We start from the raw sequence: 12,586 nt of genomic DNA on the forward strand, positions 1-12,586 counted from the left end.
AGACGGGTGAGGGGTCTGGCTCCGCGAATTCACATCGCCACTTGTGTGCGCGGAGAGATACCCCTCATCCGGCGCTTCGCGCCACCTTCTCCCACAAGGGGAGAAGGGAAGACACTACGAAAAATCGCTCCAGCTCAGATGCCGCGAATCAAGGTCGCCGACTGAAACTGTGCCGCGGATTTCGTGCGGGCTGTGGAAACTGCTGCGCAGATAGACCAGAGGCGAGGCCCCGTCGGAATGCGTCGCGCCGCGCACCTCGCCGACGAAGATCGAATGCGTCCTGGTCTCGAATTCCTGCGTCAGCACGCAGTCGAACGCGGCCACCGCATCCGTCAGCACGGGTGCCCCGGTTGCTCCGCGTGTCCACTGGCCGAACGCAAAGCGGTCGTCGCCATTGATGCCCTTCTGGCCGCTGAAGGTCAGCGCCAGCAGCGCGTGATCCTCGTGCAGGAAATTGATCGCGAAGGCGCCTTCCTCGCGGATGCGCCCATGCGCGCTGGCGTTGCGGTTGACGCTGACGATCAGCGACGGCGGACTATCCGACAGCGAGCAGGCCGAGGTCACCGTGAGTCCCGTGCGCTTGCCGTGCTCGGCGCCCACCGTGACCAGCGCAACCGCGCCGGTGCATTGGCGCATCGCCTGCTTGAAATCTTTTGCGTCGACGCTCACGCGAAAATCTCCGAATTGAATACGGGTGCGGCAGGTTCGCGCCGCACCCGCATTCGGTCAAGCCGCCTTCTTCGCGGAGCCGAGATGCTTCAGGCGCGGCATCACCTCGTTCTTGAGCAGCGAGAGCGAGTGGTGCCAGGCTTCCGGCTTGTGCTTGTAGTCGAAGCCAAACACCAGCAGCACGCCGAAGCCGCCGACCTCGTCGTAGATCTTCTCGATCTTCTCGGCGACCGTCGCGGGCGAGCCGACGACCCAGTTCCGCTTGGCGCAATATTCGACGGTGACGTCGCTATCGGGCACGTCGGGCGCGTGCTTCAGATAATCCTTGAAGCCGAAATGGCCGAGCAGCGGCAGGAAGTACTCGTGCATCATCCGGCCCATCATGTCGCCGGTCGAGAGCTTCCAGGCCTCCTCGTCGGTGTCGGCGACGAACACTTCACGCACCAGACGCCAGTCCGCGCGGTTCGGCTTGCGTCCGGTCTTGGCAGCGCCAATCTCGACCGAATCCCAATGGCTGCCGACATAGGCCGGGTTGAGGTTGAGGCTCATCGGGATGAAGCCGCGCTCGCCCGCGAGCTTGAGCGTATCCGAGTTCTTCGACAGCCCGGCAACGCCGATCGGCGGATGCGGCGCCTGCAACGGCTTGATGTGGGGCTTGAGGAAATCGAACATCGTGTCCGGCTTGGTCACCGTCCAGAATTTGCCCTTGTAGGTGAAGGGCGCGGGATCGGACCACAGCTTCAGGATGATCTCCAGCGCCTCGCGGGTCATGTCGCGGTTCTGCCCGCTCATGCCGTCGACGTTGAACATCGCCCAGTCGCTCGGCAGGCCGCTCGCCGCGACGCCGAAATTAAGGCGGCCCTCGGAGAGGTGGTCCAGCATCGCGACGCGGTTGGCGAGCTCGGCCGGGTGGTGATAGGGCAGCAGGAAGCCGCCCGGGCCGATGCGGATATTCTTGGTCTGCATCAGCGCCTGCGCGATCAGAAGGTCCGGGGTGGGATTGGGTTCCCACGGCGCAGTGTGATGCTCGCCGACCCAGGCCTCCTGATAGCCGAGCTCGTCGAGCCAGCGCAGGGTCTGCAGGTCCCAGTCGTTTCCTTCCTTCAGGCCACACTCCGGCGGGTGCGAAGGCATCGTGAAATAGCCGATCTCCATGGGTTTCCTCATCTGATGTTGACGCGTCTTGCTGCGCGTTCCGGGACGTAAACAAGAACAGCTTCAGCAAGCGGTGTGCCAGCGTGGGCCGTGCCCCAGACCTGCGAGAAAAGGCTGGTTTGGGGCACCAATTGCCGATATCCCGGGGCAGATTTGCGAAGCGCCCGTCTCATTGTCGCGAGACGACGTCTTGGCCGTGAGACCAAGGGAAGACCAAGGATACGATTCGAAATGACCGAACCCGCTTTTGTCGCGGTGGACTGGGGCACCAGCAGCTTTCGGCTCTGGCTGGTCGATCGCGCAGGTCACGTGCTGGCCGAGCGCCGCAGCGACGAGGGCATGATGGCGGCCGCCAGGACCGGCTTTCCCGGCGTGCTGCAATCGCACCTGGCGGCGGTTGCCGCGCCGGATCATCTGCCGGTTCTGGTCTGCGGCATGGCCGGCGCCAAAACCGGCTGGGTCGAGGCCGGCTACGTCGACACGCCAGCGCCCTTGCCGGCAATCCTCAAGCAGGCCGCGCGTGTGCCGGGCGAAGGGCGCGACATCCGCATCCTGCCGGGCATCGCGCAGCGCGACACAGCCGCGCCGGACGTGATGCGGGGCGAAGAGACGCAATTGCTCGGCGCACTCGGCCTGGAACCCGCCGGCGAGGCGCTGGTCTGCATGCCCGGCACGCATTCCAAATGGGTGCGGGTGAAGGACGGCACGGTCGCGCATTTTTCGACCTTCATGACTGGTGAGCTCTTCAGCGTCGTATCGCGCGAGACGATCTTGTCGCTCGCGGTGGCCGGCGCCGATGAGGCCGAGGATGTCGCGAGCTTCAATGCGGCGGTGAAAGCCGCCTACGGGGCGCCGGCCTTCGCCGCAAACCTCCTGTTCGGTGCGCGGTCGCGTCAGCTGCTGTTCGGCGGCACGCCGGCCGCGGCGCGCGAAACGCTGTCGGGCACGTTGATCGGCGTCGAGCTGGCGGCGGGTCTCTCAGGCACTATGCCGAAAGCCGGCATCACGCTGATCGCGTCCGGGCGGCTGGCGGCTCTGTACCGGCAGGCCTTCGACGCGCTGAAGGTCGACGTGAACCCGATCGATGCCGATGACGCGGTGCGCCGCGGCCTGTCGATGGCCGCTGCGGCAATCTGGACGACATAGAAGGACCTTCGAGATGAGCGTTCCCTTTCCGCCGATGAAACGGCCCCTGGTCGCGATCCTGCGCGGCGTCAAGCCCGAGGAGACCGAGGCCATCGTCGGCGTGCTGATCGAGGCCGGCATGACCGCGATCGAGATCCCCCTGAACTCGCCGGACCCATTCCGCTCGATCGGCACCGCCGTGAAGCAGGCACCGGCCGGGGTTCTCATCGGCGCCGGCACTGTGCTGACCACAGCGGATGTCGATCGCCTCAACGACGTCGGCGGCACGCTGATGGTCTCGCCGAATGTGGATACGCAGGTGCTCGCGCGTGCACATCAGTACGCCATGGTGACGTTGCCGGGCGTGTTCTCGCCGACCGAGGCGCTGCTCGCGGCGCGCTCCGGCGCATCGGGCTTAAAGTTCTTTCCGGCGAGCGTGCTCGGCGCTTCCGGCATTGCCGCGATCCGCGCCGTGTTGCCGGCCGGTGTGATGATCGCAGCCGTCGGCGGCGTCTCCGACCAGAACTTTGCGGAATACATCAAGGGCGGCGTCACCGCGTTCGGGCTCGGCTCCAGCCTGTACAAGCCCGGCATGACGGCTACGGATGTCGCGGCGCGCGCGAAAGCGACAATCGACGCCTATGATCGGGCGATTGTGAAAGACTGACACCGCAATAAACAAGCCGTGATGTCGTCACGGTCGTGCGTTGTCCTATCTTGCTGCTATCCGTGAGATCAGGAGACCGACATGGCGATCAACAACATAGCCGATCTGTTCGTGGCAACGCTCGAACAGGCCGGCGTCAAGCGCATCTATGGCATTGTCGGCGACAGCCTGAACGGTCTTACCGAGGCGCTGCGCCGCCGCGGTACCATCGAATGGGTGCACGTCCGCCACGAGGAGGTCGCGGCCTTCGCGGCCGCCGGCGAAGCCGAGATGACCGGCAGCCTTGCGGTGTGCGCGGGTTCCTGCGGGCCGGGCAATCTGCACCTGATCAATGGCCTGTTCGACGCCCATCGCAGCCGCGTTCCGGTGCTGGCGATCGCGGCGCAGATCCCCTCGGCCGAGATCGGCGGCGGCTATTTTCAGGAAACTCATCCGCAAAACCTGTTTCGCGAATGCAGCCATTATTGCGAGCTGATCTCGGATCCGAGCCAGCTACCTTTCGTGCTGGAGAACGCGATCCGCGCGGCGGTGGGCCTGCGTGGCGTCGCCGTCGTTGCCATGCCCGGCGACGTCGCCTTCCGCACGCCGCCGAAGCGCGCGCTGTCGACGACCCGCGGGCTTGCGTTGTCCGCGCCAAAGATCGTGCCGCAGGCCGACGAGCTGAGGACGCTCGCGGATCTCCTTAACGGCGCCGAGCGCATCACGCTGTTCTGCGGCCGCGGCTGTGCCGGCGCGCATGCGCCGCTGATGCAGCTTGCCGAAGCCCTGAAGAGCCCGATCGTTCACGCGCTCGGCGGCAAGGAGCATGTCGAATACGATAATCCCTACGATGTCGGCATGACCGGTTTCATCGGATTCTCCTCGGGCTACGCCGCCATGCGCGCCTGCGATGCGCTGGTGATGCTCGGCACGGATTTTCCCTACAGGCAGTTCTTCCCTGATGATGCGAAGATCGCGCAGATCGACATTCGCCCGGAAAATCTGGGACGGCGCTGCAAGATCGATCTCGGCCTCGTCGGCGACGTCAAGCTGACCATCGAGGCGCTGCTGCCGCTGCTCAAGACCAGGACGCAGCGCAAGCATCTCGACGATGCCGTCGCGCACTACAAGAAGGCGCGTGAGGGCCTCGACTCGCTTGCCAAGGGCACGCCGGGCAGCAAACCGATCCATCCGCAATATCTCGCAAAAGTCATCAGCGACCACGCGAGTGACGATGCCGTCTTCACCGCCGATGTCGGCACGCCCACTGTGTGGGCTGCGCGCTATCTCAATATGAACGGTCGCCGCCGGCTGATCGGCTCCTTCGTGCACGGCTCGATGGCCAACGCCATGCCGCAGGCGATCGGCGTGCAGGCCTCGCAGCCCGCCCGTCAGGTGATCTCGCTCTCGGGCGACGGCGGCTTCACCATGCTCATGGGCGATCTGATCACGCTGACGCAGATGAAGCTGCCGGTGAAGATTGTCGTCTTCAACAACGGCGTGCTCGGCTTCGTCGCGCTGGAGATGAAGGCGGCGGGCTTTGTCGACACCAATGTCGATCTGGAGAATCCCGATTTCGCCGCGATGGCACGTGCGATGGGTATCTTCGCCAAGCGCGTCGAGGACCCCGGCGAGCTCCCGGGCGCGATGAAGGAGATGCTGGCCCACAACGGTCCGGCGCTGCTCGACGTCGTCACCGCCAAGCAGGAGCTGTCGATGCCGCCGACCATCACCGCGGAGCAGGTCAAGGGGTTTAGCTTGTGGGTGCTGCGTGCGGTGATGAACGGCCGCGGCGACGAGGTCGTGGATCTCGCGAAGACGAATCTGCTGCCGCGCTAGCCGCGCTTCGCCGACGGCACAGGCAACCGCTCATGGCGGCGCTGGAAGCGCTGCCAGTGCAGCACGATGCCGATCAGCGCCGCCGGCACGAAGCCGAGCACGATCAGGAAATGCGGCAGTTCCTTCGGCGAGATGAAGGCAATGCCGATGTCCGAGATCAGCCAGAGCGCTGCGAAGATCACCGCGAAATCCATGCGCGGGCAGCGCAGGTAATAGAACACGGCGGTGATGACTACGGCGGGCCCGATCGCGATGGCGATCATGACCGCCGTCAGCTCCTTCGGCGTCAGCGCGTCGAGCACCATCGACGCCAACAGCCAGATGGCGGCGAACATGGCGACGATGTCGATCGGATGCCGCACGGACGGTACCTCTCGTGGAAACCGCGGTATCGTTGTAGGCGCGGGTGTCGCCCGTCAAGTCCCAATGTGGCGAGGACCGGGCGTATCGATCCGCGCGGCGTTACCCGGCCCGCAAGCCTGTTGGCGCCTCATACGCCTGCGGCTCGCCCCGTGCCACCTGTCAGGCCGCGCAAATTCGCGATTGCGCCCTCGATGTGCCGGCATTCCGAGAGCTGAAGGTCGAGCGATCGGAGACGGTTCTCGACACGTTTTAACTCCGACTTGGACGGCTGCACGTTGCTGGCGGAACTACATTTCGCGAGAGTTTCGGGTTCATCCAGAAGTCGCTTCACCCGCCGAATCAAACCGGTCCGCTCGGCGACGAGTCCGGCAATGACCGCATCAATGGATTCCGCGAGCGATGCAATCCTTGCGCCGTCGATCGCGGCGTTGCGTTTCGACGAGCGAGCAGTGAAGCCGGCGATTGCGCGCTCCAGAACGGTCGGCATGATTTTACGACTTCTCGCGCGACGGCGATCGTGGCGCGGTAACAAAATGAATCCCGATATCGCTTCCATCTTTCCAGACCATCTTGGCTCGCCTGGAAACTCTTCCGTCCGGCGTGATCATGAGGAAGAACTCCTCGTTGCACGCGCGCTCTGCGACTTCACTACTGATGCGAAGCTTGGCACCGCTGTCTGAAATATCATGCAATTTCGCATTGTGCGACCAGGTGCCATCGATGGCGACGAGGGTAGTGTCGTACCAATTGTCGAACGCGACGCGCTTCTTGCGGCGCTTTTCCCGCATGCTCATGTACTGCACCGCCCGCTGATCAATGATGGGCGATCATAAGACGTGCAACTTAAGCGCTCGTGAAGGAGACGATCGGTTTTCGGTACCTCCGGGAGTCTACGGAGCATTGTCGCGGTGGCCGCATGGCAGCCTCGTGTTCGTCACCGCGAGATCTCGGCCTGATCCTGCTCCATCCCCGGGGCTCTGGCGCAGCATGAAATGACCGAAGGCCGATGCGATCGGCTTGTCCGGATCGTCCTGCCAGGCCCGCGCCTCGAAAGCGACAATACGCCGGCCCTGCTTCACAATGGAGACATTGGCAATTGTGTCCAGTGCCCGGCCGGAGCGCAGATAGTTGACGGTCAGCCCGATCGGCTTCGGCAGCGTCGCGATCCCGAGCTCGCGCCGCACGCCGAGGATCGCGGTGGTCTCGAGGAAGGCACCGGTCATGCCGCCATGGATCGCCGGCAGGATCGGGTTGCCGATGATTTTTGGCGAGAACGGCATCGTCAACGTGCCGTCATCATTCAGGCGAATACCGAGGCAGCGCGCGAACGGGCTGTTGGCGAACGGCCCATCCGGATCCTCCGGCGCCTCCAGCGTCGGAATGCTGCGCGACTCCATCCTGCGGTCTGCAAGCATGTTGGTGCGGTTGGCGCCGATCATGAAGCAGGCGGTGGCGGTCGCCACCGGATCGTCCTCCGACTCCTGGTAAGCCGTGGAGCGCACGAAGGCGATCGAGCGGGTGGTGCGGTAGCAGACCGAATGCGCCTTGATGTCGAGGCCGGGCGTAGCCGGCTTCTGGTAGTCGATGCGCAAATCGAGCGTCGCGATCGCGCTGGTGCCGTCGAGCGCGAGCTGCACCGCCATGCCGCAGCTCTCGTCCAGCATCGCGGTGACGACGCCGCCATGCAGCACGCCGGTCTCGGTGTCGCCGACGAAGACGGGGCGATAGGGCAGGCTCGACCAGGCTTCGCCCGGTGCGAACCGGTCGAGCTGGAGCCCGCTGATATGGCCGTAATCGGAGCGGCGGCCCTTGATGGCTTCGGCGAGTTCCTCGAAGGGAAGTATGGTCGGTGTGGTGGACATGCTGACGTTTTAGACCAGTGTCGGGAACGGCGCAAAACTCTGAATGTGCCCCGCGGCGGCCCTGCGGCCGGTTTGGCCTCGACAGAGCCGGCCGAAGCAACGATGGTGGGCGCGCTTCGCCCGTCGACTAGCCCAAGGAGTGCCCATGGCCGATCCCGAAACGCCCGCCACCAGCCAGGGCCCTGTGACCATTTCCAGCTCGAGCTCCGAGCGGGCGCCGATCATCTATTTCGACGGCGCCTCCTGCTTCGGCCATCACAACGGTGCGATCCAGATCGAGCTCGCTGCGAACCTCCTGATGCCGATCGGCGCCGCCGTCAGGGTCGACGTGGTTCAGACCGCGCATCTGCGCTGCAGCCCGGCAGCGGCGCTGGCCTTGCGCGAAGCGCTCGACAAGGCGCTTGCGATGCTCAAGCTCGGACAGCAGCAGCCGGACGAAGCGATTCCGACCGTGAAGAACTGAGATTGACAGCCAACCAGCTTTGCGTCACTTTTCCGGCAGGTTGATACGACCTGCCGGTTGCGCCCTCCGTGGAACGGTGAACGTATCGAGCCCTGATCGGCCCCCTTTGCCCGAGCGACCGGGTCAGCAACGCAACCGCCTGACACACCTGGATCGCTCATGCAGAGGACGAACTGATGCGCGATTTTCGCGATGTCAAGGCTATGGCGCAGACCCTGCGCGACACCCTGACCACCAAGGCCGTCACCATCAGTCACAGCGAGAGCCTCGAACTGGTGTCGAGAATGCTCGGCGTTGCCGACTGGAACACGTTGTCGGCGCTGCTCCACGCCGAGCGCCGCGACACGGCTACGCCGCTTACACGGCTCAACACTGCAACGGCGTTCTACCCGGCCGTTCCGCTGCGCGATCTCGTTCCATTTCCGCATGCGATCTACCCCATGTTCGTGGGCCGCCAGAGCTCCGTCGAGGCTCTGAACCAGGCGTTTGAAGGCGGGCGCGAGGTCGTGCTGGCGATCCAGCGAGAGGCGGCCGTCGATGATCCCCGATTCTCCGATGTCTACGAGATCGGTGTCCTGGCCCAGCTGCTCGAACTCGAACCGCTCGGCGACGGCACGTTCAGGGTGCTGACGCGGGGGCTTCGGCGTGTCGCGCTACGCGGCTTTGCCGCTGAAGCGACGGCCTATCGGGCCGAGGTCGCTGACGTCAGCGAGGCAGCCGCCCGTGACGCGCGGGATTTGATCCGAAGGATCTATCAGCGCTTCCAGGATTACACGGCGGCTCACGGAATTCTGGTGCCGGACATCTGGCTGTTCTTCGATCAAATGCGAGATCCCGGACAGATCGCCGATACCGTCGCGACGCGGATGAAGTTGCCGATCAGGGACAAATACGAGCTCCTGGCGACGCTCGATCCGATGAAGCGGCTCGAGCGGATCGAAGCGTTGCTCGACCTGCCGCAGCGCCCGGTTTCCGCAAACTACACGGCCACGAAACGACGGGCACTCGATTACGCTGATCGGCGTCGCCATCAATACGCGACGCTCGAGCATCTGCTGCTGGCCCTGATCGATGATGCTGACGCGTCGATCGTGATGCTCGCCTGCGATGCCGATCTTGACAAGCTAAGACAAAGCCTCGTGCAGTATCTCGATAACGAGCTCAAGCACATCGTGACCGAGGCAGGAAGCGCCGTGCCCACGCCGGCGTTCGAGCGCGTCGACCAGCGTGCCGTGCTTCATGCCCAGGAGGTCGGCAATCCTGCCGTGACGGGCACCGATGCGCTCGTCGCTCTCTTTCCGGAGATGCGAAGCCCCGCGGCGCGCATGCTCGCCGATCAGGGCGTGTCACGGTTGCGCGTGGACAAGGCCATTGTGCGAAATGCGGCCAAGGACAAAGCCTAAGTTACACCTTCGCCACGTGAACCTTTGCCGTGTTGCCGCCGTTCCACTTGCCGTCGAGCGCGCGCTCGATCTGGGCGGCGAGCTGCAGCAGCAGGCCGTCATTGGCCTGCTTCGCGATGGCCTGGATGCCGAGCGGGAGACCATGCTCTTGCGCGGCCATCGGCATCGAGATCGCCGGCATGCCGCAGAGGTTCGCAAGCGGCGTGAAGGCGAAGAAGCGCCAGAGATTGCCGAACCAGTCGAGCACATCGGGATTGTCGGAGAGGGTGAGATATTCCTTGGTGCCGACCTTCGGCGTCGGCAGCGCCGTGATCGGCGTCAGGATCACGTCCCACTGCTCGAAGAAGCTGCCGAAGCCGCGCGAGGTCGTATTGAATACAGCCTGCATCTTCGCCCGATCGGCAAAGCTGGCGTGAAGCCCGGCTTCCCAGATCCGGATATTCATCGGCTCGATCAGGTCCTCCGGCGGGCGCTCCAGCCCGCGCGCGGCGAGCATGTTGGAGATCACCACGGAAAAATTCGAGATGTAGCAGGTGGTCTGCGCCGCGAAGGCGGCGCGGAAATCGAGCTCGGGCAGCGCGTACTCGACGTGATGGCCGAGACCTTCGAGGAAGCGGCCGGTCCTCTCCAGTTCGGCTACGATCTCGGGCGTCGCGGTGTAATCGCCCCAGGTGTGCGATAGTGCGATGCGCAGCTTTGACGGGTCGCGCTTGATCATCTCGCTGTAGGGCTGTGCCGTGGTCCAGAACGGCATGAACTCGCCGGGCGCGGGCCCGCGGGCATGGTCGACGAAAGCGGCTGTGTCGCGCACCGTGCGCGACTGGCAACCCTGGATTGAGACGAGGCCCGTGAGATCCGACATGTGCGGCGCCAGCGAGAACACGCCGCGCGACACCTTCAGCCCGATATTCCCGTTGACCCCGGCGGGAATCCGGATCGAGCCGCCGCCGTCGGTCGCGTGCGCGATCGGCACCACGCCGGCCGCGACCATCGCGGCGCTGCCCGCGGACGAGCCGCAGGTGGTGTAGTCGGTGTTCCAGGGATTGCGGGTGACATACACGGCGGGATTGTCGGCTGAGCTGCACACGCCGAATTCGGGCGTCGTCGTGCGTCCGATCAGGTTGAGGCCGGCGTGGCGGAACTTGCCGGTCAGGAACGTGTCTGCCGCAGCGCGATTGCCGCGCATCAGCAGCGATCCCATCTCCTGCAGGCGGCCCTTCATGGTCGGCCCCAAATCCTTCATCAGGAACGGCAGGCCGGCGAACGGACCGGCGAGATTGGCGCCGTCCTTGGCGGGATCGGCGATCACGTCATCGAACAGCTCGACCACGCCCGACAGCGTCGGATTGACCTTGGCAACGGCCGCTGCGGCCTGACGTGCCAGTTCCTTCGCCGTCAGCTCGCCCTTGCGGACGCGCGCCGCCAGGCCCACGCCATCCTGCTGCGCCCATTCGTTCCAGCTCATCGGCAAAGTCATGAAATCAAATCCCTCAAGGTGCGGGGGCCACCTTTTTCGCAAGCGCTCGCGTGAATCAACTGAGCCGGCGCGAAGGGCAGGGTTGCGCCGGGCGGAGAGGTCGCCACCTCAGTCCGTAAGCCTCGCAATCACCGCGACTGGTCCGCCGCCGGCAGGTCCCTGGTGCTCGGCGCCGCCGGAGACGTAGACCGAGCTGGTGCCGGCAAGGCCCGCAATCAAGCCGCCGACGGCCGCGCGGGCGTGGCGTGTCGAGCTGATATCGGTGTCCTCCAGCATGGTGTGACGGAAGCCGCGGACGCTGCCGTTCGGCGAGGCCTCGGCCTTGGCGAAGATATTGACGAGCTCGCGGCCCGGTTGCGGCGTGGTGCCAAGATCGACGTCAAGCCCAACGCTCTTCAATGCGGACATCACCGCCGCGGAATCGATGGCATCGCTCATCACGGCATGCCCGATCTCGAACTCGCTCACTGATGAGGCCGAATTACCGAGCACGATGACGACGTTGTGCATCAGCTCGATCCCTGATGAGGTCGAGGCGACCTTCGAGAACAGATCGTAGCGCCGCAGCATGATGTCATCGCTTATGTCGGACGCGACCTCGCCGAGCGCAACCGCAACCCCGAGTGCGGAGGCGCCGCGCGAATAGGCCATCGAGCTGTAGGCGCTGATCGTCGCCGTCTTGTTGCCGCGCGCGGCCGCCGCCTCGACACGGTCGCTGGTGAGCAGCGGGCACTTGATCTGGACGAAATGGACGTCGGCGGCGTCAGCGATGCCGGCATCCGCCATCGCGGCCTTCACCGCCTTGGCGGTCTCGGCGATCTGTGCCGAGCGGCCGAGCTCTTCAGGCAGAAAATCGCGCGTCTGAGCCATGCCGATGCTCAGGCGCTTGCCGGAGATGCCTGCCGGACGCGCCGCCGCCTCCTGGCGCGTGAACACCGTGATGTGCGGGCTGAGCACGCCCTCGGTGCCACCGGACATCACAAACGCAATGCGCTGCTCGACCTCATGCGGCGTCAAGCCGAGCTTCGGCGCCAGCGCCGCGCACAGCGCAGCGACGGCATATTCGCGGGTGAAGTCGTTGACGCCGCCATTGCCTTCGGTCTTGCCGAGGATCGCCAGGATGGATGTCGGATCGATCGCGCCCGAGCCGATCAGGCTCATGAGGCCAGAAACGTCGCCGGGGCCCCTGGTGGCGATCTTGAAGACGCCGACCGATATTGTCCGCATGGATAGTCCTCGTGGGAAGTTCGGTGGTCCGGCAGGGGGCAACCAGCCGTGGAAGGGGGCATCTGTCAAGCGGCAAAAAGATCATGTGTCCTCCACCAGGCAAGACACGACCGCTGGGTCAATCAACGCTTGCCAAAATATTCCACTTTACCGAAATTCGGAGGATACGAAGGTGTTCTGCAGATGAAAAGAGAGCTGCAAGAGTGACGCTGTTGCTCCATACTCCGTCATTGCGAGCGCAGCGAAGCAATCCAGAGCCTTTCCGCGCAGGGATTCTGGATTGCTTCGCTGCGCTCGCAATGACGATTGTGGAGACAGCGTGCGCCATAGTCCGTTCTCGTGCCCCGGACGCAGCGC

General features: G+C 64.6%; 12 protein-coding genes and 1 pseudogene. 5 read left to right on the top strand and 8 right to left on the bottom strand.

Annotation, left to right across the window (positions count from 1 at the left end; all coding sequences use genetic code 11):
* Nucleotides 1–114: 114 nt before the first annotated feature.
* Together ABIC09_RS31305 and ABIC09_RS31310 are read right to left on the bottom strand one after the other, a co-directional pair.
* On the bottom strand, nucleotides 115–669 hold the full coding sequence (locus tag ABIC09_RS31305) for a flavin reductase family protein (protein WP_354111670.1): 555 nt from the start codon (nucleotides 667–669) through the stop codon (nucleotides 115–117).
* 57 nt (nucleotides 670–726) lie between these two features.
* Nucleotides 727–1,824 (bottom strand): LLM class flavin-dependent oxidoreductase, encoded by a 1,098-nt coding sequence (locus ABIC09_RS31310; protein WP_148755789.1) that lies wholly within the window; start codon nucleotides 1,822–1,824, stop codon nucleotides 727–729.
* 231 nt (nucleotides 1,825–2,055) lie between these two features.
* Between ABIC09_RS31310 and ABIC09_RS31315 the strand changes: the two genes are divergently transcribed.
* From ABIC09_RS31315 to poxB, 3 genes are all read left to right on the top strand, one after another.
* Nucleotides 2,056–2,970, top strand: coding sequence for a 2-dehydro-3-deoxygalactonokinase (locus ABIC09_RS31315; protein WP_148755788.1), 915 nt, complete (start codon nucleotides 2,056–2,058; stop codon nucleotides 2,968–2,970).
* Between the two features lie 13 nt (nucleotides 2,971–2,983).
* Complete coding sequence (locus ABIC09_RS31320; protein WP_354111671.1) at nucleotides 2,984–3,616, top strand: 2-dehydro-3-deoxy-6-phosphogalactonate aldolase; 633 nt, start codon at nucleotides 2,984–2,986, stop codon at nucleotides 3,614–3,616.
* Nucleotides 3,617–3,697: 81 nt separating this feature from the next.
* The gene (poxB, locus tag ABIC09_RS31325; protein ID WP_354111672.1) at nucleotides 3,698–5,434 is read left to right on the top strand and encodes a ubiquinone-dependent pyruvate dehydrogenase; all 1,737 of its coding nucleotides are present in this window, start codon (nucleotides 3,698–3,700) and stop codon (nucleotides 5,432–5,434) included.
* Here the strand turns inward: poxB and ABIC09_RS31330 are convergent.
* The 4 genes and pseudogenes from ABIC09_RS31330 to ABIC09_RS31345 form a co-directional block, all read right to left on the bottom strand.
* Nucleotides 5,431–5,796 carry a hypothetical protein gene (locus tag ABIC09_RS31330; protein WP_187435400.1) on the bottom strand — a complete coding sequence of 122 codons (366 nt, stop codon included), beginning with the start codon at nucleotides 5,794–5,796 and terminating at the stop codon, nucleotides 5,431–5,433. The genes poxB and ABIC09_RS31330 overlap by 4 nt on opposite strands.
* 128 nt (nucleotides 5,797–5,924) lie before the next feature.
* Nucleotides 5,925–6,284, bottom strand: coding sequence for a hypothetical protein (locus ABIC09_RS31335; protein ID WP_354111673.1), 360 nt, complete (start codon nucleotides 6,282–6,284; stop codon nucleotides 5,925–5,927).
* A 4-nt stretch (nucleotides 6,285–6,288) separates the two neighbouring features.
* A complete protein-coding gene (locus tag ABIC09_RS31340) occupies nucleotides 6,289–6,591 on the bottom strand; it encodes a PilZ domain-containing protein (RefSeq protein ID WP_354111674.1) in 303 nt (100 codons plus the stop codon).
* A 171-nt stretch (nucleotides 6,592–6,762) separates the two neighbouring features.
* Nucleotides 6,763–7,659 (bottom strand): annotated as a pseudogene (locus ABIC09_RS31345) (PaaI family thioesterase); the annotation flags it as partial.
* Nucleotides 7,660–7,804: 145 nt separating this feature from the next.
* Between ABIC09_RS31345 and ABIC09_RS31350 the strand changes: the two are divergent.
* Nucleotides 7,805–8,122, top strand: coding sequence for a hypothetical protein (locus ABIC09_RS31350; protein WP_148755783.1), 318 nt, complete (start codon nucleotides 7,805–7,807; stop codon nucleotides 8,120–8,122).
* Nucleotides 8,123–8,298: 176 nt separating this feature from the next.
* The gene (locus ABIC09_RS31355) at nucleotides 8,299–9,525 is read left to right on the top strand and encodes an LON peptidase substrate-binding domain-containing protein (protein WP_354111675.1); all 1,227 of its coding nucleotides are present in this window, start codon (nucleotides 8,299–8,301) and stop codon (nucleotides 9,523–9,525) included.
* Between the two features lies 1 nt (nucleotide 9,526).
* Here the strand turns inward: ABIC09_RS31355 and ABIC09_RS31360 are convergent, their stop codons facing one another.
* Nucleotides 9,527–11,002, bottom strand: a complete 1,476-nt coding sequence (locus ABIC09_RS31360; RefSeq protein ID WP_354111676.1) for an amidase — start codon at nucleotides 11,000–11,002, stop codon at nucleotides 9,527–9,529.
* A 108-nt stretch (nucleotides 11,003–11,110) separates the two neighbouring features.
* Nucleotides 11,111–12,229 (bottom strand): cyanuric acid amidohydrolase, encoded by a 1,119-nt coding sequence (gene atzD, locus ABIC09_RS31365; protein WP_148755781.1) that lies wholly within the window; start codon nucleotides 12,227–12,229, stop codon nucleotides 11,111–11,113.
* Nucleotides 12,230–12,586 lie beyond the last annotated feature (357 nt).

Source organism: Bradyrhizobium sp. S3.12.5 (assembly GCF_040548225.1).
Classification (GTDB): domain Bacteria; phylum Pseudomonadota; class Alphaproteobacteria; order Rhizobiales; family Xanthobacteraceae; genus Bradyrhizobium; species Bradyrhizobium cytisi.